This window comes from Azospirillum palustre, assembly GCF_002573965.1.
GTDB classification, from domain to species: domain Bacteria; phylum Pseudomonadota; class Alphaproteobacteria; order Azospirillales; family Azospirillaceae; genus Azospirillum; species Azospirillum palustre.
Genome location: NZ_PDKW01000042.1, coordinates 473,158 through 494,846, shown reverse-complemented (window position 1 = coordinate 494,846; position 21,689 = coordinate 473,158). Strand labels below are relative to the sequence as shown.

Genomic DNA, 21,689 nt, shown 5'->3' with positions numbered 1-21,689 from the left:
AACAGGGAGTGAAACCATGAAGCGCTTCGTTTCGGCCTGCCTGGCGTCCGCCATCGCTCTCGCCGCCGGCAGTGCCCTTGCCGCCGACAAGGAGATCGCCGTGGTGGTGAAGACGGTGAACTCCACCTTCTGGCAGAATGTGCAGAAGGGTGCCGCCACCGCCCAGAAGGAGGCGGACGGCTACACCATGACCTTCCAGGGTCCGGCGGCGGAATCGGCCATCGCCGATCAGGTCAACATGGTGGAGAACGCGGTGAACCGGAAGGTCGCCGGCATCGTGCTGGCTCCCTCCGACCCCGACGCGCTGGTCCCGGTGCTGAAGAAGGCGTGGGAGGCCAAGATCCCGGTGGTGCTGATCGACTCCCCCGTGTCGGACGCCGGCAAGCAGTATTACCAAGCCATGCTGTCCACCGACAACGTCAAGGCGGGCGAGCTGTGCGCCAAGGCGCTGATCGACAAGGTCGGCACCAGCGGCAAGATCGCCGTCATGTCCTATGTCGCCGGTGCGGGATCGGAGATCGGCCGGGTCGGCGGCTTCACCAAATACATCAAGGACCATTCCAAACTGGAGATCGTCGGCCCCTTCTATTCCCAGTCGCAGATGGCCACCGCCCTGAACCAGACCACCGACGTGCTGGCCGCCAACCCCGACCTGAAGGGCATCTTCGGCGCCAACGAGCCGACCGCCATCGGCATGGGCCGCGCGCTGGCCCAGAGCGGCAAGGCCGGCCACATCGCCGCGGTCGGCTTCGACGGCAACCAGGACCTCCAGGGCTTCGTCAAGGACGGCACGCTGGAGGCAATCGCCGTCCAGGGCTCCTACCAGATGGGCTATCTGGGGGTGCAGACGGCGGTCAAGCTGACCAAGCGCGAGAAGGTCGAAAAGGCGCTGGACACCGGCGTGGTGCTGGTGACCAAGGCCAATCTGGCGACGCCGGAGGCGCAGAACGTTCTGTACTGAGCGGTTGCACAGATTCTTCTCATGCCCCCCTTCTCCTGACCTTGGGCGTGCGCGGCGCCCGGTCCCTCGCCGCGCACGCCATTTTCTCCGCCATCCAGTTTCCGCAGTTGAGGCGTCCCGCATGAACCTCACCGACCGCCGCACCCTGCCACGCTCCGGCCTGTCGCTCCCGGTGATCGGGCTGGGCTGCGCGCAGATGGGCGGGCTCTACCGACCGACCGATCCGGCCGAGGCCGACCGCCTCGTCGCCGCGGCCTGGGAGGCCGGCATCCGCTATTTCGACACCGCCCCCTATTACGGCTATGGCCGGTCGGAGCGGCGGCTGGGCGCAGCATTGTGCGACAGGCCGCGCGACGGGTTCGTGCTGTCGACCAAGGTCGGCCGGCTGATCCGCCCGAATGCCGGCGGCGCGCGGACATCGGGCGTCGATGCCAGCGGCTGGGCCGATCCCCTGCCCTTCCACCCGGTCTATGATTACTCCCGCGATGGCATCCTGCGCTCGGTGGAGGATTCGCTCCAGCGCCTCGGCCTTGCCCGCATCGACATCCTCTATGTCCACGACATCGGCCGTGTCACGCATGGCGACGCCCATGCCCATCACTGGGACGCGCTGACCCGCGGCGGCGGTTTCCGCGCGCTGGAGGAGTTGCGTCGCGACGGCGCGGTGTCGGCCATCGGCCTCGGCGTCAATGAATGGGAGGTGGCGCTGGACGCGATGGACGAGGTCGATCTCGACTGCACCATGCTGGCCGGCCGCTACACCCTGCTGGAACAGACCAGCCTGTCGCCCTTCCTGGAGCGCTGCCTCGCCACCGGCACGCGGATCGTCGCCGCCGGGGTGTTCAATTCCGGCATCCTCGCCGGCAACGGCAAGTTCAACTACGCCGACGCCCCGCCGGAAACCGTCGCGCGGGTGGAGGCGCTCGCCGCCGCCTGCCACGAGTTCGCAGTCGAGCTTCCCGCCGCCGCCTTGCAATTCCCGCTCGCCCATCCGGCGGTGGCCTCCTGCGTCACCGGGGTGCGCAACGCCGGCCAGCTGGCAACCAACCTCGCTTGGCTCCAGACACCGATCCCCGCCGCCTTCTGGCAGGCATTGAAGTCGCGCGGCCTGCTGGACGAGGCGGCGCCCACTCCGGCTCAAGTCCCGGCGGAGGCCTGACCCCATGCGCATCGACGCCCACCAGCATTTCTGGCTCATGGCCGCCCGCCGGGGCGAATGGCCGCCGCCGGAGCTCGGTCCCATCCACCGCGATTTCCTGCCGCCCGACCTGCTGCCTCTGCTGCTGGAGAGCGGCATCGACGGCACAATCCTGGTGCAGACCTTGTGCAGCGAGGCGGACACCGCCTTCATGCTCGACCTCGCCGAACGGCACAGCGTCATCCGCGGCGTGGTCGGCTGGACCGACCTGAAGGCGCCGGATGCCCCGCAGCGGGTTCAGGCGCTGGCATCCCATCCCAAGCTGAAGGGGCTGCGCCCGATGGTGCAGGCCGAAGCCGCCGACTGGCTGGACGATCCGGCCATCGATCCGGCAGCCGCCGCGATGGCCGAATGGGGCCTGAGTTTCGACGCGCTGGTCCTGCCGCCTCACCTGCCGTCGCTGCTGCGCTTCGCCCGCCGCCACCCGGCCCTGTCCATCGTCATCGATCACGCCGCCAAGACGGACATCGCCCACGGCGGCACTCCCGGCTGGGCGGAGGACATGGCCGCCCTCGGAGGCCTGCCCAATGTCCGGTGCAAGCTCTCCGGCCTGCTGACCGAAGCGGGCGAGCGCACCGGGATCGACGACATCCGCCCCTATGTCGAGCGGCTGATCGCCCTGTTCGGCACCGACCGGCTGCTCTGGGGCAGCGACTGGCCGGTCCTGCGGCTGGCCGGCGACTATCCCGGCTGGCTGGAGATGTGCCGCCAGCTGGTCCCCGCAGCGGCACATGACGCGGTGTTCGGCGGCAATGCCGCAACCTTCTACCGGCTGGGCTGATCCCACGTCCGCTGTCCCATTCCATCCTCAAGGACCAAGACCGATGCCGTCTTCCGTTCCCGAACTTCTGCTGCTGAACCCGTCGGACAGCGTCGCGGTCGCCACCCGTGAAATCCCGGCGGGCAAAGCCGTTTCCGTCGGCGGCTTCGCCGGCACCGCCGCCGCCACCATCCCCAGCGGTCACAAGATCGCCATCCGCGCCGTGGCGCCGGGCGAGCCGGTGGTCAAGTACGGGCAGGTGATCGGCACCGCCACCCAGCCGATCGAACCCGGCCAGCATGTGCATGTCCACAATCTCGGCATGGGCGAAGCCCGGCTGGACCACGGCTCCACCCGCATCGTCGAGGCCGAGCGCGGCGCGGAGGAGGCGACCTTCCTCGGCATCCGCCGGCCGTCGGGTCAAATCGCCACCCGCAACTACATCGGCGTCATCGCCAGCGTGAACTGCTCCGCCACCGTCTGCAAACGCATCGCCGATGCCTTCAACGGCAACGCGCTGGCCGATTACCCGAACGTCGACGGGGTGGTCGCCATCGTCCATGGCAGCGGCTGCGGCATGAACGGCACCGGCGAGGGCATGGCGATCCTGCGCCGCACGCTGCGCGGCTATGCCGACCATGCCAATTTCGCCGGGCTTCTGCTGATCGGGCTGGGCTGCGAGATGAACCAGATCGCACCCTTGGCCCAGACCCTGGCGCCGCGCCCTGACGGGCTGATCGCCACCCTGACCATTCAGGAGGAAGGCGGCACCCGCGAGACCATCGAGCGCGGCGTCGCCCTGGTCCGCGCCATGCTGCCCATCGCCAACGATGTCCGGCGCGAGCCGGTGCCGGCGAGTTATCTGACGGTCGGTCTGCAATGCGGCGGCTCGGACGGCTATTCCGGCATCACCGCCAACCCGGTGCTGGGCGCCGCGGTCGATCTGCTGGTCGCCCATGGCGGCACCGCCATCCTGTCCGAAACGCCGGAAATCTACGGCGCCGAGCATCTGCTCACCGCCCGCGCCGCCTCCCCCGCCGTTGCCGACAGGCTGATGGACCGCATCCGCTGGTGGGAGGACTACACCCGCCTGCACAAGGGCGACATGAACAACAACCCGTCGCCCGGCAACAAGGCCGGCGGCATCACCACCATCCTGGAGAAGTCGCTGGGCGCGGTCGCCAAGGGCGGCGGCACCCGCCTGAACGCGGTGGTCGATTATGCCGAGCCGGTGACCGACCACGGCCTCGTCTTCATGGACACGCCCGGCTACGACCCGGTGTCGGCGACCGGACAGGTGGCGGGCGGCGCCAACCTGATCGCCTTCACCACCGGCCGCGGATCGACCTACGGCTGCAAGCCGACGCCGTCGCTGAAGATCGCCACCAACAGCGCGCTCTATGCCCGCATGGGCGACGACATGGACTTCAACGGCGGCGCGGTTCTGGACGGCGGCACCAGCGTGGCGGAGGCGGGTGCCGCCCTGTTCCGTCTGATGCTGGACACCGCGTCGGGCCACCGCACCCGCAGCGAGGAGAACGGCATCGGCGACAACGAGTTCGTGCCCTGGCAGATCGGCGCCGTCATGTGACGACGCCGAAGCGGGGGACGCCGCTCAGCCTTTCAGCGCCCCCCGCCGGACCAGCGAGCGCATCAGTTCGGCGATGCCGATGCTCCAGGGCTCGCAGGCGTCGCTCGGCCGCATGCGGTTGACCAGCGCGCCCAGCTTGGGGGCGGCGATGGTGACGATGTCGCCCTCCTTGTGGGTGAAGCCGCCGCCGGGATTGTCGCGATCCTGGGTCGGCGCGAACATGGTGCCGAGGAACAGGGCGAAGCCGTCGGGATACTGATGGACCGGCCCGACGGTCTGGGCGACGAGATCCTCCGGATCGCGGCTGATCCGCGAGATGGAGGACAGGCCCGCCAGCTGGAAGCCCTCCGGCCCCTCGACCGTCAGGGCGACGTCGGTGCTCCGCACGTCGTCCAGCGTGAAGGTTCCATCGAAGAAGCGGATGAAGGGACCGATGGCGCAGGATGCGTTGTTGTCCTTCGCCTTCGACAGCAGCAGGGCCGACCGGCCTTCGAAATCGCGCAGATTGACGTCGTTGCCCAGCGTCGCCCCGGTGATGCGGCCATCGGGGGCGACGATCAGCACCACCTCCGGCTCCGGGTTGTTCCAGGTCGATTTCGGGTGCAGCCCGGCATCCATCAGCGTGCCGACCGACGACAGGACCGGCGCCTTGGTGAAGACCTCCGCATCCGGGCCGATGCCGACCTCCAGATACTGGCTCCAGGCGCCCTGGGCGATCAGCACCTCCTTCAGACTCATCGCCGCCTCGGAGCCGGGCTTCAGCGCCGCCAGATCGTCACCGACCAGCCGCTGCACCTCGGCACGGATCGCCTCGGCGGCGTCGGGATTGCCGCGGGCGCGTTCCTCGATCACCCGTTCCAGCATCGAGACGGCGAAGGTGACGCCGGCCGCCTTCAGCACCTGCAGGTCGGTCGGCGCCAGCAGCCAGGGGGCGTTGGTGTCACGGCTGTCCGGCGGCGTGTTGGCGAGGATGTCGGCCAGCGCGCCGATGCGCTCCCCCGCCGCCGCGGCAAGGTCCGCCGCCGGATCGGGCCGGGCGGCCAGTTCGCTCATGGTCGGGAAGGTCGCGGTCACGTCGTACACGCCATCGGCGCGCACGGCCACCACCGACGGGCCGATGCCCGGCCGCCAGACCCGCCCGGCCAGGGCGCCGGCATAGCCGTCGTTGGGAAGGGTGCGGGTCGCATCCACGGGGAACTGGATCATGTCGGAGTCCGAATCTTGAGATTGGGTCGGGTTACGGCACGTCGCCGGCGATGACGCCCTTGCGCAGCAGGAAACAGCCATAGGGCCGCGGATCGCCGACCTGCACGACGGCGAAGGCACGGCGGGCGGCGTCGTAGAAGGCGAACCGCTCGATCCCCTGCAAGGGCTGCGGGCGGCCCTCGGCGCGGTCGATCTCCGCCTGCACCTCGCCCTGGACGGCGGGGAGTGCGGCGGGGTCGCCCACCACCTCCATCCGGCGCACCGGGTCGGGCACGAAGCCGTCGAGCGGGAAAACGCCGAGGATGCCGCGGGCGGCGCGCGCCATCGTCACACCCGGCAGCACGATCAGCCGGCCGGAGATGGTGGCTCGGGCGATGGTCTCCGCCGGATGGTTGGCATCGACCAGCGCCAGATCGTCGCCATGCCCCATGGCGGCCAGCACCCACAGCAGGTCGGGAGACAGAAGCGGGTCCAGTCCTTTCAGCATGGTTCTTATCCTTGTTGGTTCAGGCCGGCACCGGCACGTCTGCCGCCAGCAGCCCTTCGCCCTTCAGATCGGACCACAGCGCACCCGGCACAACCGCCGCCATGGCGGCGAGGTTGCGGGTCACCTCCCCGGCCGTCACCGCTCCCAGCACCACCGACGACACCGCCGGATGCCCCAGGGCAAAATGCAGCGCCGCGGTGGCGAGCGGCACGCCATGGGACCGGCAGACCGCCTCGATCCGTCCCACCCGCTCCAGCACATGGGCCGGCGCCGGGCCGTAATTGTACTTGGCGCCGGGAACGGCACCGCTGGCGAGGATGCCGGAATTGAAGACGCCGCCCAGCATCACGCCGATGCCCTTGGCCTGGGCCAGCGGCAGGAACTCGTCCAGCGCCGGCTGTTCCAGCAGTGAATAGCGCCCGGCCAGCAGCATGGCGTCGAAATCGCCGGACTTGGCGAAGCGGACGCACATCTCCGCCTCGTTGACACCGACACCGATGGCCTTGACCGTGCCATCGGCGCGCAGCCGGTCGAGCGCGCGATAGGCGCCGTCCATCGCCTCGGCGAAGCGGGCCTCGATACGGTCGGCGCCATGGGTCCAGACATCGACGTCATGGATCAGCAGCACGTCGATGCGGTCGGTGCCCAGCCGCAACAGCGACTGCTCCACCGACCGCAGCGTGCCGTCGTAAGAATAGTCGATGACCGCCCGGTGCGGCAGTCCGCCGGCATAGCCCGACCCATTCCCCCTGCCCTGCGTCGGGTCCATCCAGCGCCCGACCTTGGTGCACAGCACCACGCCGTCGCGCCCGGCCTGGCGCAGCGCGGCACCGCAGCGCGCCTCCGCCAAACCATGGCCGTAGAGCGGCGAGGTGTCGAGCAGAGTGACGCCCGCCGACAGCGCGGCGACCGCGGCACCGACGGCGGCGGCCTCGTCGAGATGGCCGTACAGGTCGCCCAACGGCGCGGCGCCGAAGCCGATCTCCGAGACGGCGATGCCGGTACGGCCCAAGCGTCTCGTTGGCAGCGTCCTCACAGGCGCAGCCCGGTGTCGGGGTTGAACAGGTGGGCCAGCGCCGGATCGGGGGCGATCCGCACCACCTCGCCGGGCTTGGCGCCGGTGCGCTCGCGCAGCACCCAGGTCAGTTCGCGCTTGCGGTCCTCGCGGCCTGCCCCCACTTGGCCCGCTTTGCTGCCGAGCGGGCGCAGCACCATCTGGGTTTCCGAGCCGGTCGGTTCCACCACCACCACCTCGGCAGCCATCCCTTCGTCGGCGAGGCGGAAATGCTCGGGCCGCACACCGTACACGGCCGGGCGCCCGTCGGAGGCCGCCGACACGCGGCCCGTAAGCGGCAGGCGGTCGCCGCCGTCGGTGGTGAAGCCGTCGCCGCCGATGCTGCCGGGGATGAAGTTCATCGCCGGCGAGCCGATGAAACCGGCGACGAACATGTTGGCCGGATTGTCGTAGAGGTCGAGCGGTGCGCCGATCTGCTCGATGATGCCGTCATGCATCACGACGATCTTGTCGGCCATGGTCATGGCTTCGATCTGGTCGTGGGTGACATAGACGGTGGTGGTCTTCAGCCGCTGGTGCATCTCCTTGATCTCGGTGCGCATCTGCACGCGCAGCTTGGCGTCGAGGTTGGACAGCGGCTCGTCGAACAGGAAGACCTTGGGGTCGCGGACGATGGCGCGTCCCATCGCCACGCGCTGGCGCTGGCCGCCGGAGAGCTGGCGCGGGAAGCGGCCCAGCAGCGGTCCGAGGCCGAGGATGCCGGCCGCCCGCTCCACCTTGGCCGCGATCTCGCTCTTGGCGGTGTTCTTCAGCCGCAGCGCGAAGCTCATGTTCTCGGCGATGGTCATGTGCGGGTAGAGCGCGTAGTTCTGGAACACCATCGCGATGTCACGGTCCTTCGGCGGCACGTCGTTGACGACGCGGTCGTCGATGGCGACGGTGCCGCCGCTGATCTCCTCCAGCCCGGCGATCATGCGCAGCAGGGTGGATTTGCCGCAGCCCGACGGGCCGACCAGGATGACGAACTCGCCGTCCTGGATGTCGATGGACACGCCCTTGATGATCTCGACCGTGCCGTAGGATTTGCGGACGTTCCTGATGCTGACGGAGGCCATGGGGTCGTCTCTTTCTTGGGATGGATCAGCCGCCCTTGACGGCGCCGGCGGTCAGGCCCGCCACGATCTGGCGCTGGGCGGCCACGGTCAGGATCAGCACCGGCAGCGTCACCACCAGGGCGGCGGCGGCCAGCGGTCCCCAGCTCACCTGCTCGAAGGACAGCATGTTGTAGACGGCGACCGGCAGGGTCCGCGTCTCGCGGCTGGCCAGCACGATGCCGAAGACGAAGTTGTTCCAGGAGAAGATCACCGACAGGATGAAGGCGACGACGATGCCGGGCTTGGCGATCGGCAGCGCCACCTTGGCGAAGATCTGCCAGCGCGTCGCGCCATCGACCATCGCCGCCTCCTCCAGCTCCATCGGCGTCGTCTCGAAATAGCCGATCATGATCCAGATCACGATGGGCACGGTGACGACCAGATGGATGATGATCTGCGGCCACAGCGTGCCGAGCAGCCCCAGCCATTGGAACAGCAGGAACAGCGGGATCAGGAAGGACAGGCCGGGCGTCATGCGGGCGATCATGATGACCACCGCCGACTTGTGCGCCCGCATCCGGGCGATGCCGTAGCCGGCCGGCACGCCCACCACCAGCGCGAACAGGGTGGCGGCGCCGGTGACGATCAGGCTGTTCCAGAAATAGAGCAGGAAGCTGTTGCCCTCGAAGATCGTCGTGTAGTTCTTCCAGGCGAAGCGGTCCGGGATCAGGATCGGCGGGTAGGCGCCGTTGTCGATCTCGAACTTCAGCGACAGCGACAGCATCCAGATGAAGAACAGCAGCGCCGGCGACACCAGCAGCAGGACGCAGACGGCCATGCCGGCCTTGTCCAGAAGCTTCCTCAGCGGCCGGCTCATTGCCCGTCTCCCGTATTCCAGGCGCTGCGCTGGCGCAGGTACAGCAGGATCAGCGACAGCAGGATGATCAGCACGAAGAACACCACCGCGATGGCCGAGCCGTAGCCGATGTCGTAGTAGGTGAAGGCGACGCTGTAGAGATACAGGTTGATCGTCTCCGACGCCGTGCCCGGCCCGCCCTGGGTGATGGTGTAGAGGATGTCGAAGCTCTTCAGCGCGTCGATGCTGCGGATGATGACCGCCACCATCAGGAAGGGCTTGATCATCGGCAGGGTCAGGTAGCGGAAGCGCTGCCAGGCGGTGGCGCCGTCGATCTGCGCGCTCTCGTACGGCTCGGTCGGCAGCGCCGCCAGACCGCCCAGCACGATCAGCATCACCAGCGGCGTCCACTGCCAGGTCTCCACCAGCACCAGCGACAGGATCACCGTGCTGGGGTGATAGACCCATTGCAGCGGCCCGATTCCGACCAGCGACAGCAGGTAGTTCAGCACGCCCAGCTGCGGGTGGAACATCATCGTCCACACCAGCGCGATGGCGACCGGGGTCGCCATCATCGGCATGACGAAGATGCCGCGCAGCAGGCCTCTCGCCGGCAGCTTGGTGTTGAAGGCCAGCGCCGCCGCGGTGCCGAGCACCAGCGGGGCCAGGACCGACAGCGCGGTGTAGACCAGCGTGTGGACCATCGCCTCCAGGAAGCGCACGTCGGTGAACAGCCGGGCATAATTCTGCAAACCGACGAAACGCTGCTCCTCGCCGATGCGCCATTCCATGGCGCTCATCCACAGGGTGAAGACCCAGGGAAAGACGATGACCCCGATGACGACGATCAGCGCCGGCACCACGAAGGGCCAGTAGGAGGGCCGGAGCCGCTTCGTCCTGCCGACGGAAGCGGCGCCGACCACGCGGTCAGACGAGGTCAGGATGCTCACGTCTTCTCGCTGCGTTCGAGAATCGGCTTGAAGTCGGCGGTGGCGCGCTTCAGCTCGGCCGCCGGATCGCTGCCGGAAATCATGTTGGTCAGCGCCCCGCCCAGCACGTCGCGGAATTCGGTGACCGGGATGATGACCGGCAGGGCGAGGCGGCTGATCTTCGCCGATTCGACCACGGCATCGACCCAGGCCCCCGGCATCTTGACGCCCTTGCGCACCTCGGCGTCCGCCAGGACGGAGTTGCGGAACGGCACGCCGGCCCCGGCCTGCAACAGGCGGGCGCCCATCAGCTTGCCGGTCGCCCACTGGCAGTAGAGATAGGCGGCCTCCTTGTTCTTCGACGCCGCGGTGACGCCGACGCCGTCGCCGGTGGTGGCCGCGGCATGCGCCTTCGGCCCCTTCGGCATCAGGCCGTAGCCGACCTTGCCGACCACGCGCGACTTCTCCGGATCCTCCAGCGGCGGGGCGAAGCCGACGCCGTCGAACCACATGCCGACACGGCCCTGGAGGAAGGCCGACTGGCATTCCGCCCAGTTGAAGCCGGTGACGCCCGGCGGCGCCGACTTGGTCATCAGCGTCTGGTAGAGCTTCGCCGCCTCGACAGCCTCGGGCGTGTCGGTCAGCAGGTTGCGGTTGGCATCGACGCTGTACTGGTCGTAACCCAGCAGCAGGCTGGTCCACACCGGCGTGTTGGCATTCTTCATGCCGCGGGCAACGAAGCCATAGGTCTGGCTCGACGGGTCGGTCAGTGCTGCTGCTGCGGCCACCATCTCGTCGAAGGTCTTGGGGAAGGACAGGTTCTTCTTCGCGAACAGGTCCTTGTTCCAATAGACGATCCAGTAATCGACCGAGAAGGGCAAGGCGCCGATCCCGCCTTCGGGATTGCGGGCGAAGGTCACGCCGGCTTCGGAGAAATCGTCGAGGAAGCCGGCGTCGGTCAGCGCCGGGTCCTTGATGAAGGGCGTCAGGTCGGCCAGCCACTTGCCCTTCTCGAACTGGCGCTTCTGGACATGGTAGCTGATGTGCACGACGTCGAAGCTCGGCCGGCCGGAGGTCAGCTCGATCACCGCCTTCTGGCGCTGCTGCTGCTCCGGGGTCTGTTCCGACACCACGGTGATGCCGGTCAGCTCCTCGAATTCCTTCTGGTACTTGGTCAGGGTGTCGCCGCGCGGGCTCTTGATCAGGTTCACCTCGATCTTGGTGCCGGCATATTTGCGCCAGTTGACCCCGCCGCTCTGGGCGAAGGCCGGCAAGCCGATACCGCTCAGCCCCAGCGCACCGGCCGCGGCGCCCGACGCCAGAAGCCGGCGGCGCGACCAAGACATTCCGTTCGACATCGACATGCACTCCTCCCCGTTATCGCCTGGGCCTTTGATGCCCGGCCTTGACCTGACCGGCGAACACTGTGAGCGACACGGATCCGCGCCGCCACCGATTTGATTGCTTGGTCAACGTATAAATCCAGCGCAGCCCCCTTGCAAACGAAAAACATCCTAGTAACATGTTAGTCGTAACGCGGTGGCCGTTCGGCCTGCCGTTCAGCCGCCCCTGGGAGAAATACAAAGTGAATCAATCCACTGGCCGCTTCGGCCTGTCCTGCGCGCTGACCACGCCCTACCATGAGGACGGCAGCGTGGATCTGGCCCGCCTGACCCGGCATGTCGCATGGTGCCTCGCCAGCGGCTGCGACTCGGTCACCCTGTTCGGCACCACTGGAGAGGGTCCGCTGCTCGGCCATGTGGCGCGCGAGCAGATGATCGGCGCGCTGAAGGGCGCCGGCGTCGATTTCCGCAGCCATGTGGTCGGCGGCGTCATCGCCGCGTCGCTGCACGACGCGCTGGCCCAGGCCAACCAGCTGCTCGATGCCGACGCGCGGGCTCTGCTGGTCGCCCCGCCCTTCTATTTCAAGGGCGTGTCGGACGACGGGCTGTTCGCGTGGTTCTCCAGCTTCATCGCCAAGCTGGGCGACCGGGCACGCGACATCATCCTCTATCACATCCCGTCGGTCACCGCGGTTCCGCTGTCCATCGCGCTGATCGGCCGGCTGAAGGCCGCCTTCCCGCAGGCGATCACCGGGGTGAAGGATTCGGCCGGCGACTGGAACTACAGCCAGCAGCTTCTCGCCGCCCACCGCGACGATCTCGCCGTGCTGATCGGCGACGAGCGGGTGCTGGCCCAGGCGGTGCGCGACGGCGGCCAGGGCGCCATTTCCGGCATGGCCAATCTGGTGCCGGGACGGCTGCGCATGGTGGTCCATCAGGGCCGCGACGATGCAGCATTGGTCGAGCTGGTGGACGCCGTGCTGCGCTACCCGGTCACCCCGGCGGTGAAGGCGCTGGTGTCGCACACCACCGGCGACAGCGCATGGTTGACGGTGAGGGTGCCTTTGCTGCCTATGTCGGTGGCGGACACCGCGACGCTCGGCCATCTCTTCGACCGGGTGTTCGCGGATAAGGCCGCCTGACGGGGCCGCCTGAAGGGACAGCACACGGATGACGACCTCCGCCAAACGCGACCCGGCCAGACGAGACCGGGACACGGTCAACCTGCGCAGCCGGGCTTACGAAAGCTTCACGCAACGGCTGCTGGCGGACGAGATCCGCCCCGGGCAGTTCATCTCGCAGCGCGAGCTGGTCGAGCTGACCGAACTGCCGCTGGGGGCGATCCGCGAACTGATCCCGCGGCTGGAGGCCGAAGGGCTGGTGAAGACCGTGCCGCAGCGGGGGATGCAGGTCGCCCATGTCGACCTCAACCTCATCCGCGACGCCTTCCAGTTCCGCCTGTTCCTGGAACGGGAAGCGGTGGCGGTCTTCGCCCGTGAGGCGCCGGAGGCGACGGTCCGCGCGCTGCTGGACGATCACGAGCGCATCGTCGCCGCCTGCACCGAAGCGGAAGCCGACGCCGGCATGGGCGGCATCCGGCCCGCCCTGTTGCAGGAGGCGCAGGACATCGACTGGGCGCTGCACCTGACGATCATCGACGCGCTGGGCAACGCCATCATTTCCGACGCCTACCGGGTCAACCAGATCAAGATCCGGCTGATCAAGCAGTCGAAGACCAAGCTGAACACCGCCGTGCTGGTGCCGACAATGCGCGAGCATCTCGCCATCATCCATGCCATCCAGGCCCGCGACCCGGAGCGGGCCAAGGATGCCATCGGCACGCACATCCTCAGCGCCCGCGACCGCGCCATCGGCCTGGGCTGAGGTTTGCACTAAGCTGCCCGGTTACGGGACGCCGCCCGCCGGCTGCGTCAGGCGGCGCAACGCCTCCACCGCCGCCGCGGGCGTGGTCAGCACCGGGACCGACAGCAGCGGCTGAAGCCTCGGCTGTGCCCGCGCCATCGAGAACTGGCCGAGAATGACGACATCGCAGCCGCGCAGCTGCTCCGCGGTCCCCGCGACGCGCTCGTCATGCCCCTCGCCGTCACCGCTCTTGAGCGCCGCCAGCGCGCCGTCGGCAACCGCGACGGTGACCTCGATCCGGCGGCCGGCGGCGGCGGCCATCGCCAGCAGCTCGGTGCGCAGGGACAAGGCGGACGGGCCGAAGCTGACGACGATGCCGATCCGGTCGCCGACCGCCATCGCCGCCTCGAAGGCGGATTCGTTCGGCCGCAGCACCGGGATCGGCAGGTGCCGCTTGACCGCGTCGATGGCCGGGGCGAAGGCCGAACAGGTGAACAGGATGCCCGCCGTGCGCCCGCCCGCACCCACCGTGCCGGCGGCATAGTCGGCCAGCGTCCGGAATCGACCCATCATCGCCTCGTCGAGCCTGCCAGCCTCCGCCAGATCGACGGCCAGCGAGGTGTCGAGCAGGTCGAAAATCCGCGCTTCCGGCCAATGCGCCCGGAAAGCGGCCCGCGCCGGCGCCACCGATTCCTCCAGCGCGTGAATGAGCGCGATGCGCGGCCCCGGCATGGCGGCACCCGTTTCGGCGGTCATGCATCCTCTCCCTGCTTTGCGGTCTGTCGGGCGGCCAGGGCCAGCATCAGCCCGCGGTCGCGGTCTGCCTCCAGCGCGGCGATGGAGCGGCCGGCGGCTTCGTCCGCGATTCCATCGACCAGCAGTTGGCGAACCGCCGGCGTCAGGCTGGGGCTGCCGAGCGTCGCCCAGCGCCGCTCCTGGCTCGGTCCGAGATGGTCGAGGTAATGGGCGATGCCGCCGGGGCCGCCGCCCAGATGATAGGCCATGTGGGCGCCGATCACCGACCAGCGCAGGCCCGGACCATGCACCAGCGCCGCATCGACGTCGGCGACATCGGCAATGCCCTCCGCCACGATGTTGACCGCCTCGCGCCACAGGGCGGACGCCAGCCGGTTGGCGATGTGCCCGACCGCATCCTTCTTCAGCGCCACCGTGTCGCGGCCGAGACCGCGGTAGAAGGCCTCGGCCCGCGCCAGTGTCTGCGCATCGGCGGCGAAAAGCTCGACCAGCGGCATCAGGTGCGGCGGATTGAAGGGGTGGGCGGTGACGAGGCGCTCGCGCCGCACCACGCCCGCCGCCAGATCGCTCCAGGTCAGCGAGGAAGTGCTGCTGGCGATCACCGCATCCGGCCTTGCCGCCGCCTCCACCTCGGCATAGAGGCTGTGCTTGACCGCGGTCTTTTCCGGCGCGTTCTCCTGAATCCAGCCGGCATCGCCGACTGCCGCCGCAACCGACTGCACGACGGACAGCCGGCCGTGCCCGGCGGTGCCGGTCCCCAGCGCCTGCAACTGGCCGAGCAACCGCTCCACGCGCTGCGGCAAGGCGGCCAGCACGGCACCGTCGGGATCCCAGGCAACCACGTCCAGCCCGTGGGCCAGGAACAGGGCCGACCAGCTTTCGCCGATCAACCCGCAGCCAAGCACGGCAACGGGCGCGGTGGACGACGGCGGTGGCGGCATTGCGGAAGCACTCCTGCGCAAAAGAGTCGAAAAGAGAACCGGGCACGGGCGTGCACGGCAGGGACAGCTTGACCTTCCTCAGCGACCGGGTCAATATGATGCATCATACACCGAAGCAAGATGGCCGGGTGACGGGCAGACGATGAGCGGGTTCGACCTCAGCCTTCTTGAACACGACAATCTCGGCAGCACAATTTACCAGAAATTGTGCGAGGCGCTGATGCGGGGCGTGTTCAAGCCGAACGACCGGCTCAAGATCCGCGATCTGGCCGAACGGCTGGGGACCAGCGTCACCCCGGTGCGCGACGCCATCCTGCGGCTGGTGCAGGACCAGGCGCTGGTGCTGCGCTCGCCGCGCGACATCCGCGTGCCGATGCTGACCCGCGCCGCCTATCTGGAAATCCGGGACATCCGCGTCAATCTGGAGGGGCTGGCCGCCGCCCGCGCCGCCGAACGGGCCACACCGCCCCAGATCGAACAGCTGGAAGCCCTGCTGACGCACAACGAGGAGGCGATGGCCGCCGGCAACACCGCGCTGGCGACCGAACTCAACCAGATCTTCCACTTCAGGCTGGCCGAAATCGCCGACATGCCGGTGCTGGGCGACATTCTGCGGCGGCTCTGGCTCCAGATGGGGCCGTTGATCGCCGACGTCTATGGCGGAGCCGGCCGCACGATGATCGACCATCACTACCCGCTGATGGATGCCATCCGCCGCCATGACGGCCCGGCCGCCGCCCGCGCCATCCAGGACGACATCCAGCTGGCCAGCGGCCCGATCCTGGAGCGGATCGACGCTGAACACCTCGAAATCCAACCGGTAACCCTGGTTTCCTGACCCCTTTCGCCGGTGCCCGAAGCCGGGTCCCGCATGACGATGATGCATCAAACATTAAAGTTTCGAATGACGAGGAGAGTGCGGCCATGACACAGCGTGATGTACTGACCACCATCGCGCCGCCGATCTCCGGGGACGAGGCCGGCGCCATGATGCTGCGGCATTTCGGGCTGACCGGCGACGTCGGTGTCCTGAGCAGCGAACGCGACCGCAACTTCCACATCACCACACCCGACGGGCAGGGCTATGTGCTGAAGTTCACCAACCCGGCCGAACCGCAGCCGGTCACCGCCTTCCAGACCGGCGCCATGCAGCATGTGGCATCCCGCGACCCGGCCCTGCCGGTGCCGCGCGTCGTGCCGACCCGGGAGGGCGAGGCGCAGACGACGGTCCTGATCGACGGCCATCCGATGATCCTGCGGCTGCTGACCTATCTCGACGGCACGCCGCTCCATGCGGCACCGGCCTCACCGGGACTGATGCGGGCGCTGGGAACGACGCTGGCCCGGCTCGACCTCGCACTGGCCGACTACGAGCATCCGGGGTCGCAGCGCGATCTGCTGTGGGACATCACGCGCACCGCCAGCGTTGCCGACAAGCTGCATTATCTGGCCGACGGCCCACGCCGCCGGATGGTGGAGCGCTTCATCGCCCGTTTCGCCGACCGGGTCACCCCGCGCCTGCCCGCCCTGCGCCATCAGGTGATCCACAACGACCTCAACCCGCACAATGCGGTGGTCGATCCGGCCGGGCATCAGGCGGTCACCGGCATCATCGATTTCGGCGATGCGCTGAAGGCGCCGCTGATCAACGATCTGGCGACGGCCCTCGCCTACCACGTCACCAGCGGCGAGACGCCCTTCGGCTCCATCGTCGAGATGACCCGCGCCTACAACGCCGTGCTGCCGCTGACGGCGGATGAGACGGATTTGCTGCCCGACCTGATCGCGGCCCGCCTTGCCCTGACCATCTCGATCACCGGCTGGCGGGCGGCCGAATATCCCGAGAACGCCGCCTACATCCTGCGGAATGCCGAACGTGCCTTCGCCGGGCTGGAAAAGCTGACCGGCGACGAGGCCGATACCGCACGCACTCTGCTCCACCTCGCCTGCCAGGAAGTGTGACCCGCCATGACCATGATCAACGCCTACGCCCCCGACGCCGCCGGTTCCCTGCCGGAGCGCGAGCGCGCCCTGATCGCCCGCCGCGAAAAGCTGCTCGGCCCGGCCTACCGCCTGTTCTACGCCGATCCGATCCATGTCGTGCGCGGCGAGGGTTCCTCCCTCTACGACGCCGACGGCAACCGCTATCTCGACGCCTACAACAACGTCGCCTCGGTCGGCCATTCGCGGCCCGAGGTGGTGGAGGCGATGGCGAAGCAGGCGGCGGTGCTGAACACCCACACGCGCTACCTCACCGACGGCATCCTCGATTTCGCCGAAGCCTTCCTGGCGGAATTCCCGGCGGAGCTGTCGCACCTGATGCTGACCTGCACCGGCAGCGAGGCGAACGATCTGGCCCTGCGCGTCGCCCGCGTCCACACCGGCGGCACCGGCGTCGTCATCGCCCACAACGCCTATCACGGCGTCACCTCGGCGCTGGCGGAGATGTCGCCCTCGCTGGGCGCCGCGGTGAAGCTGGGCGACCATGTCCGCGTCGTGCCGTCGCCCGACAGCTACCGCATCCCGGACGCGGAGGTCGGTGCCGCCTTCGCCCGGTCCGTCGAGGAGGCCATCGCCGACCTGCGCGAGAAGGGCATCGCCCCGGCGGCGCTGCTGGTCGACACCATCTTCTCCAGCAGCGGCGTCTTCACCGATCCGGCCGGCTTCCTGGCCCCGGCGGTCGAGGTCATGCGCAAGGCCGGCGGCATCTTCATCGCCGACGAGGTGCAGCCCGGCTTCGGCCGGCTCGGCACCCACATGTGGGGCTTCGCGCGCCACGGGCTGGTGCCCGACATCGTGACGGTCGGCAAGCCGATGGGCAACGGCCACCCGGTGGCCGGCGCCATCTTCCGGCCCGAGGTGATCGAGGCGTTCGGCCGCAGCCAGCGCTATTTCAACACGTTCGGCGGCAACCCGGTGTCCTGCGCCGTGGCGCACGCCGTGCTGCGCGTCATCAAGACGGAACGCCTGCAGGAGAACGCCCTGACCGTCGGCACGCAGATGATCGACGGCATCCGCGCGCTTGCCGGCAAGCATGACCTGATCGGCGACGTGCGCGGCAGCGGACTGTTCATCGGCGTCGAGATGGTGCGCGACCGCAAGGCGAAGACCCCGGCGCCGGAGGAAACCGCCCGCGTGGTCAACGGCATGCGCCGGCGCCGGGTGCTGATCAGCGCCACCGGCCAGGAAGGGCACATCCTGAAGATCCGCCCGCCGCTGGTCTTCTCGGCCGACGACGCCACCCTGTTCCTGAGCACGCTCGACGAGGTGCTGGCGGCGCTGTGACGGACGCGGCCGGAACGTCGTCGTTCCGGCCGCATCCCATCTATCAGCTGCGGCGGGAGAGCTTCACCCCGGGAAAGTCGACCGGCACATCGAGGGCAGAACCCGCGAGGGCCTTGCCACCGGCAGCCGGGACACGCCGATGAGCGTGGCGAGCGCACAGGCCGAGACATACCAGGCCGGCGAAATGGGATCGCCGGTGATGCTGATCAGCCAGGTGACGACGAACTGGGCGAAGCCGCCGAAGACCGAAACCCCGACGCTGTAGACAAGGGACAGGCCGGTCGCCCTGACATGGGACGGAAAGCTCTCCAGCAGCAGAAGCAGGCAGGATCCGGCGCCGAAGCCGTTGGCGGCGATCAGCAGCCCCACCACCACGAGCGTCGCCGGCACGCTGGCGATGCCGGACAGCATCCAAAAGGCGGGATAGGTCAACAGCGCGCTCGCCAGCGCGGTCGCGACGACGAAGGGACGGCGGCGGCCCAGCCGGTCCGACAGCAGCCCGGCAAGCGGCGCCACCGCCAGCATGGTCGCCCCGGCGATGCAGCCCGTCAGGAAGGCCGTGTGGGCCGGCAGGCCGACCACCTTGATCAGGTAGGTCGGCATGTAGAAGATGTTGACGTAGGTCGAGGCGGTGCCGCCCATGATCATCATCACGCCCAGCACCAGCGTCGTCCGATGGCCGGACAGCAGCTCTGCCAGCCCGGCCCGGCCGCCGCGATGGGGACGCGCGGTTTCCGGCAGCAGGCGGCGCAGGTAAAGGCCGACCGGCACGATCAGCAGCCCGGCCAGGAAGGGAAGACGCCAGCCCCAGGCCTCCAGCGCGTCGGCCGGCAGGCAAAGCGAGAGCAGATAGCCGCTGAGCGCCCCCATCAGGGCCGCCGCCCCCTGGCTCGCCATCTGCCAACCGACGCGCAGGCCGCGTCCGGCGGGGGGGCCCAGTTCCATCAGCATGGTCGTCGCCACGCCGATCTCGCCGCCGGCCGAAAATCCCTGCAGCATGCGGCCGACGACGATGATCGCCGGAGCCGCCGCACCGATCTGCGCATGGGTCGGGCAAAGCCCGATCAGCAGGGTGCCGAGCGCCATCAGGGAGATGGTCAGCACCAGCGCCGGCTTGCGCCCGACCCGGTCGGCATAGCCGCCGATGAGGATGCCGCCCAGCGGCCGCACGACGAAGCCGATGCCGAAGGTCAGCAACGCCAGCATCAGCGGCCCGAACGCCGACTGAACCGGGAAGAACAGCTTCCCGATGGTCAGCGCAAAGAAGCTGTAGAGGGTGAAATCATAAAGCTCCATCGCATTGCCGACCGACAGCGCCAGGATGGTGGTCCGGCGCGACGGTGGCGGCGATACCGGTGACGGGTCACCGGCGACGTTCGGCGATGCCATGGGCGTTCTCCTTCCACCGTCCAGAAAAACCCGAAGGCTTTCATAAGAATTCGATCAATTAGATTGCACGAGCGAAGAAAGGCCGCACGTTCAGGCTATCGGACAGGGGAGAGACATGTCCCAATTTGCAGCATTCGCGCAAACAGAGACATGAAATATCCCGATCAACCCCTGTTCAGTTCCGAATATTTCCTTAGCTAACTTCTTAATACCTAGGGATAGCTTTGAAAAGCGCTTAATTCAGGGACCAATGCGAGGCATCGGCGTTCCGCGGCGCCAAGCGGCCGGATCCAGGCCGGCCGATCACCAACGCACTGACAGGGAACATCACGATGCCATCCGAAGAACTCCTGGCGCCGGGCGCCACCCGCCGCAGCCTGATCGTCGGCGCGGCTGCCGCTGGTGCTGCGGTCGCCGGCGCAACCGTGATCGGGGCCGCCGATGCCAACGCGGCCGAACGTCGCCATGCCGGAGACGCTGCGGCCCAGAAGAGCGAAGGGAAACGGACGATGACCAACGGCAAGACCGAAGACGGGTTCGTCACCGCCAAGGACGGCGCCTCGATCTATTACAAGGATTGGGGACCGCGCGACGCCCAGACCGTCATGTTCCACCATGGCTGGCCGCTCAGCGCCGACGACTGGGACGCCCAGATGCTGTTCTTCCTGAACCACGGCTACCGCGTCGTCGCCCATGACCGGCGCGGCCATGGCCGCTCGACCCAGACGGCGACCGGCAACGAGATGAACACCTACGCCGACGACGTGCTGGCCGTCGTTGCCGGGCTGGGGCTGAAGACCGTCTTCCATGTCGGCCATTCGACCGGCGGCGGCGAGGTGGCGCGCTATCTGGGCCGCCACGGCACCTCGCGCGCCGGCAAGGCGGCGCTGCTGGGCGCCGTTCCCCCGATCATGGTCAAGACGGAGGCCAATCCCGGCGGCCTGCCGCTGGAGGTGTTCGACGGCTTCCGCGCAGCGCTCGCCGCCAACCGCGCCCAGTTCTTCCGCGACATCCCCTCCGGCCCCTTCTACGGCTTCAACCGTGACGGCGCCAAGGTGTCGCAGGGCGTCATCGACAACTGGTGGCGGCAGGGCATGATGGGCGGGACCAAGGCCCATTACGACTGCATCAAGGCCTTCTCCGAGACCGACTTCACCGAGGATCTGAAGAAGATCGACATTCCGGTCCTGGTGATGCACGGCGACGACGACCAGATCGTGCCGATCGCCGATTCCGCCCTGCTGTCGTCCAAGCTGCTGCCGAAGGGCACCCTGAAGGTCTACAAGGGCTTCCCGCACGGCATGGCGACCACCCATGCGGAAACGATCAACGCCGACCTGCTGGCCTTCTTCAAAGCCTGATCCCGCGTGCCCCCGCAGGGCCAGGCCGGCGCTGCGGGGGCAACCTATACGCAGGTATGAATGGCGCATCCTGCTCCGGTTGTTGGAAATGGAAGGCCCGCGACCGGGGAATGCCGGCGAGCCTTACCGCGGCTGGAGAGCGATGTTGTGCTGAGTGGTCCCACCATCTGTGTCGTCGACGACGATGAAGGCATCCGCGAAAGCCTGGACAACTTCCTGCGCTCCGTCGGCATGCGGGTCCGCACCTTCTCCTCCGCGGAAGAGTTCATCGCCTACAAGGGGCCGGTGGGCTGCCTGATCACCGACCTGAATCTGACGGGGATGGACGGCTTCAGCCTGCAAATGGTTCTGCTGCGGCTGGGGCGCCGCGACCCGGTGATCGTGATGACCGCCTTCGCCACGCCGGCCGCCCGCAGCCGCTCGCTGGCCCAGGGCGCGGTCGCCTTCGTCACCAAGCCGCTCGACCCGGAAAACCTGCTCCTCCTCATCGAAGACGCCCTCCGGAAGAATCACGGGGATCCCGAACCATGACCGGCAGACCGATGACCAACCCAGGCCAGCGCAGCGGTTCATCCATCGGGAGGTACGACCTCGCCGGCTTTGCCGCCGGGGAACCTCCCGGCTACCATGGCGTGGCGGGTCGGCCGCATCGGC

21 protein-coding genes are annotated in these 21,689 nt (G+C 68.4%); 11 read left to right on the top strand and 10 right to left on the bottom strand.

Translation table 11 applies throughout. The features are described 5' to 3' along the window. Positions 1–16 precede the first annotated feature (16 nt). From CRT60_RS19840 to CRT60_RS19825, 4 genes are all read left to right on the top strand, one after another. Positions 17–961, top strand: a complete 945-nt coding sequence (locus CRT60_RS19840) for an ABC transporter substrate-binding protein (RefSeq protein WP_098738257.1) — start codon at positions 17–19, stop codon at positions 959–961. A gap of 121 nt (positions 962–1,082) precedes the next feature. Beyond that, a complete protein-coding gene (locus CRT60_RS19835) occupies positions 1,083–2,120 on the top strand; it encodes an aldo/keto reductase (protein ID WP_098738256.1) in 1,038 nt (345 codons plus the stop codon). Positions 2,121–2,124: 4 nt separating this feature from the next. Beyond that, complete coding sequence (locus tag CRT60_RS19830) at positions 2,125–2,940, top strand: amidohydrolase family protein (protein WP_098738255.1); 816 nt, start codon at positions 2,125–2,127, stop codon at positions 2,938–2,940. A 43-nt stretch (positions 2,941–2,983) separates the two neighbouring features. After that, the gene (locus CRT60_RS19825; protein WP_098738254.1) at positions 2,984–4,510 is read left to right on the top strand and encodes a UxaA family hydrolase; all 1,527 of its coding nucleotides are present in this window, start codon (positions 2,984–2,986) and stop codon (positions 4,508–4,510) included. Between the two features lie 24 nt (positions 4,511–4,534). On the opposite strand, the gene CRT60_RS19820 is transcribed toward CRT60_RS19825, so the two are convergent. From CRT60_RS19820 to CRT60_RS19790, 7 genes are read right to left on the bottom strand one after another with little or no spacing between them, the layout of a single operon-like run. Next, positions 4,535–5,716 carry a fumarylacetoacetate hydrolase family protein gene (locus tag CRT60_RS19820; RefSeq protein ID WP_098738253.1) on the bottom strand — a complete coding sequence of 394 codons (1,182 nt, stop codon included), beginning with the start codon at positions 5,714–5,716 and terminating at the stop codon, positions 4,535–4,537. Between the two features lie 31 nt (positions 5,717–5,747). After that, positions 5,748–6,203, bottom strand: coding sequence for an RbsD/FucU family protein (locus CRT60_RS19815; RefSeq protein ID WP_098738252.1), 456 nt, complete (start codon positions 6,201–6,203; stop codon positions 5,748–5,750). A gap of 19 nt (positions 6,204–6,222) precedes the next feature. Continuing rightward, the gene (locus tag CRT60_RS19810) at positions 6,223–7,215 is read right to left on the bottom strand and encodes an aldo/keto reductase (protein WP_244592633.1); all 993 of its coding nucleotides are present in this window, start codon (positions 7,213–7,215) and stop codon (positions 6,223–6,225) included. A gap of 20 nt (positions 7,216–7,235) precedes the next feature. Then, positions 7,236–8,333: an ABC transporter ATP-binding protein gene (locus CRT60_RS19805; protein WP_098738251.1), complete on the bottom strand. Its 1,098-nt coding sequence runs from the start codon at positions 8,331–8,333 to the stop codon at positions 7,236–7,238. A gap of 25 nt (positions 8,334–8,358) precedes the next feature. Beyond that, positions 8,359–9,189: a carbohydrate ABC transporter permease gene (locus CRT60_RS19800; RefSeq protein ID WP_098738250.1), complete on the bottom strand. Its 831-nt coding sequence runs from the start codon at positions 9,187–9,189 to the stop codon at positions 8,359–8,361. Next, complete coding sequence (locus CRT60_RS19795) at positions 9,186–10,118, bottom strand: carbohydrate ABC transporter permease (protein ID WP_098738249.1); 933 nt, start codon at positions 10,116–10,118, stop codon at positions 9,186–9,188. The genes CRT60_RS19800 and CRT60_RS19795 overlap by 4 nt, the downstream gene beginning before the upstream one ends. Further along, positions 10,115–11,455, bottom strand: coding sequence for an ABC transporter substrate-binding protein (locus CRT60_RS19790; protein WP_098738751.1), 1,341 nt, complete (start codon positions 11,453–11,455; stop codon positions 10,115–10,117). Before CRT60_RS19790 ends, CRT60_RS19795 begins: the two co-directional genes overlap by 4 nt. A gap of 227 nt (positions 11,456–11,682) precedes the next feature. On the opposite strand from CRT60_RS19790, the gene CRT60_RS19785 reads away from it, so the two are divergent. Next, positions 11,683–12,582, top strand: a complete 900-nt coding sequence (locus CRT60_RS19785) for a dihydrodipicolinate synthase family protein (protein ID WP_098738248.1) — start codon at positions 11,683–11,685, stop codon at positions 12,580–12,582. A gap of 28 nt (positions 12,583–12,610) precedes the next feature. After that, the gene (locus CRT60_RS19780; RefSeq protein WP_098738247.1) at positions 12,611–13,324 is read left to right on the top strand and encodes a GntR family transcriptional regulator; all 714 of its coding nucleotides are present in this window, start codon (positions 12,611–12,613) and stop codon (positions 13,322–13,324) included. 21 nt (positions 13,325–13,345) lie between these two features. Here CRT60_RS19780 and CRT60_RS19775 read toward each other — a convergent pair whose 3' ends face one another. Next, positions 13,346–14,059: an aspartate/glutamate racemase family protein gene (locus tag CRT60_RS19775; RefSeq protein ID WP_244592632.1), complete on the bottom strand. Its 714-nt coding sequence runs from the start codon at positions 14,057–14,059 to the stop codon at positions 13,346–13,348. Then, positions 14,056–15,000, bottom strand: a complete 945-nt coding sequence (locus CRT60_RS19770) for a 3-hydroxyacyl-CoA dehydrogenase NAD-binding domain-containing protein (RefSeq protein WP_098738246.1) — start codon at positions 14,998–15,000, stop codon at positions 14,056–14,058. Before CRT60_RS19770 ends, CRT60_RS19775 begins: the two co-directional genes overlap by 4 nt. A 142-nt stretch (positions 15,001–15,142) precedes the next feature. Between CRT60_RS19770 and CRT60_RS19765 the strand changes: the two genes are divergently transcribed. The 3 genes from CRT60_RS19765 (at position 15,143) to CRT60_RS19755 (ending at position 18,285) form a co-directional block, all read left to right on the top strand. Further along, positions 15,143–15,838, top strand: a complete 696-nt coding sequence (locus CRT60_RS19765; RefSeq protein ID WP_098738245.1) for a GntR family transcriptional regulator — start codon at positions 15,143–15,145, stop codon at positions 15,836–15,838. Positions 15,839–15,924: 86 nt separating this feature from the next. Next, positions 15,925–16,962: a phosphotransferase gene (locus CRT60_RS19760; protein ID WP_098738244.1), complete on the top strand. Its 1,038-nt coding sequence runs from the start codon at positions 15,925–15,927 to the stop codon at positions 16,960–16,962. A 6-nt stretch (positions 16,963–16,968) separates the two neighbouring features. Further along, on the top strand, positions 16,969–18,285 hold the full coding sequence (locus tag CRT60_RS19755) for an aspartate aminotransferase family protein (RefSeq protein WP_098738243.1): 1,317 nt from the start codon (positions 16,969–16,971) through the stop codon (positions 18,283–18,285). Between the two features lie 63 nt (positions 18,286–18,348). Here the strand turns inward: CRT60_RS19755 and CRT60_RS19750 are convergent, their stop codons facing one another. Then, positions 18,349–19,674, bottom strand: coding sequence for an MFS transporter (locus tag CRT60_RS19750; RefSeq protein WP_098738242.1), 1,326 nt, complete (start codon positions 19,672–19,674; stop codon positions 18,349–18,351). 332 nt (positions 19,675–20,006) lie between these two features. On the opposite strand from CRT60_RS19750, the gene CRT60_RS19745 reads away from it, so the two are divergent. Then, positions 20,007–21,035: an alpha/beta fold hydrolase gene (locus CRT60_RS19745; protein WP_425290413.1), complete on the top strand. Its 1,029-nt coding sequence runs from the start codon at positions 20,007–20,009 to the stop codon at positions 21,033–21,035. Between the two features lie 147 nt (positions 21,036–21,182). Then, entirely contained in the window at positions 21,183–21,566 is a 384-nt protein-coding gene (locus tag CRT60_RS19740; RefSeq protein ID WP_098738241.1) for a response regulator transcription factor, read from the top strand. Positions 21,567–21,689 lie beyond the last annotated feature (123 nt).

Excerpts from the sequence above, each read along its gene's own strand:
- CRT60_RS19840 (WP_098738257.1), top strand. The coding sequence starts at position 17 with ATGAAGCGCTTCGTTTCGGCCTGCCTGGCGTCCGCCATCGCTCTCGCC.
- CRT60_RS19835 (WP_098738256.1), top strand. The coding sequence starts at position 1,083 with ATGAACCTCACCGACCGCCGCACCCTGCCACGCTCCGGCCTGTCGCTC.
- CRT60_RS19830 (WP_098738255.1), top strand. The coding sequence starts at position 2,125 with ATGCGCATCGACGCCCACCAGCATTTCTGGCTCATGGCCGCCCGCCGG.
- CRT60_RS19825 (WP_098738254.1), top strand. The coding sequence starts at position 2,984 with ATGCCGTCTTCCGTTCCCGAACTTCTGCTGCTGAACCCGTCGGACAGC.
- CRT60_RS19820 (WP_098738253.1), bottom strand. The coding sequence starts at position 5,716 with ATGATCCAGTTCCCCGTGGATGCGACCCGCACCCTTCCCAACGACGGC.
- CRT60_RS19815 (WP_098738252.1), bottom strand. The coding sequence starts at position 6,203 with ATGCTGAAAGGACTGGACCCGCTTCTGTCTCCCGACCTGCTGTGGGTG.
- CRT60_RS19805 (WP_098738251.1), bottom strand. The coding sequence starts at position 8,333 with ATGGCCTCCGTCAGCATCAGGAACGTCCGCAAATCCTACGGCACGGTC.
- CRT60_RS19800 (WP_098738250.1), bottom strand. The coding sequence starts at position 9,189 with ATGAGCCGGCCGCTGAGGAAGCTTCTGGACAAGGCCGGCATGGCCGTC.
- CRT60_RS19790 (WP_098738751.1), bottom strand. The coding sequence starts at position 11,455 with ATGTCGAACGGAATGTCTTGGTCGCGCCGCCGGCTTCTGGCGTCGGGC.
- CRT60_RS19780 (WP_098738247.1), top strand. The coding sequence starts at position 12,611 with ATGACGACCTCCGCCAAACGCGACCCGGCCAGACGAGACCGGGACACG.
- CRT60_RS19775 (WP_244592632.1), bottom strand. The coding sequence starts at position 14,059 with ATGACCGCCGAAACGGGTGCCGCCATGCCGGGGCCGCGCATCGCGCTC.
- CRT60_RS19770 (WP_098738246.1), bottom strand. The coding sequence starts at position 15,000 with ATGCCGCCACCGCCGTCGTCCACCGCGCCCGTTGCCGTGCTTGGCTGC.
- CRT60_RS19765 (WP_098738245.1), top strand. The coding sequence starts at position 15,143 with ATGAGCGGGTTCGACCTCAGCCTTCTTGAACACGACAATCTCGGCAGC.
- CRT60_RS19760 (WP_098738244.1), top strand. The coding sequence starts at position 15,925 with ATGACACAGCGTGATGTACTGACCACCATCGCGCCGCCGATCTCCGGG.
- CRT60_RS19755 (WP_098738243.1), top strand. The coding sequence starts at position 16,969 with ATGACCATGATCAACGCCTACGCCCCCGACGCCGCCGGTTCCCTGCCG.
- CRT60_RS19750 (WP_098738242.1), bottom strand. The coding sequence starts at position 19,674 with ATGGCATCGCCGAACGTCGCCGGTGACCCGTCACCGGTATCGCCGCCA.
- CRT60_RS19745 (WP_425290413.1), top strand. The coding sequence starts at position 20,007 with ATGCCATCCGAAGAACTCCTGGCGCCGGGCGCCACCCGCCGCAGCCTG.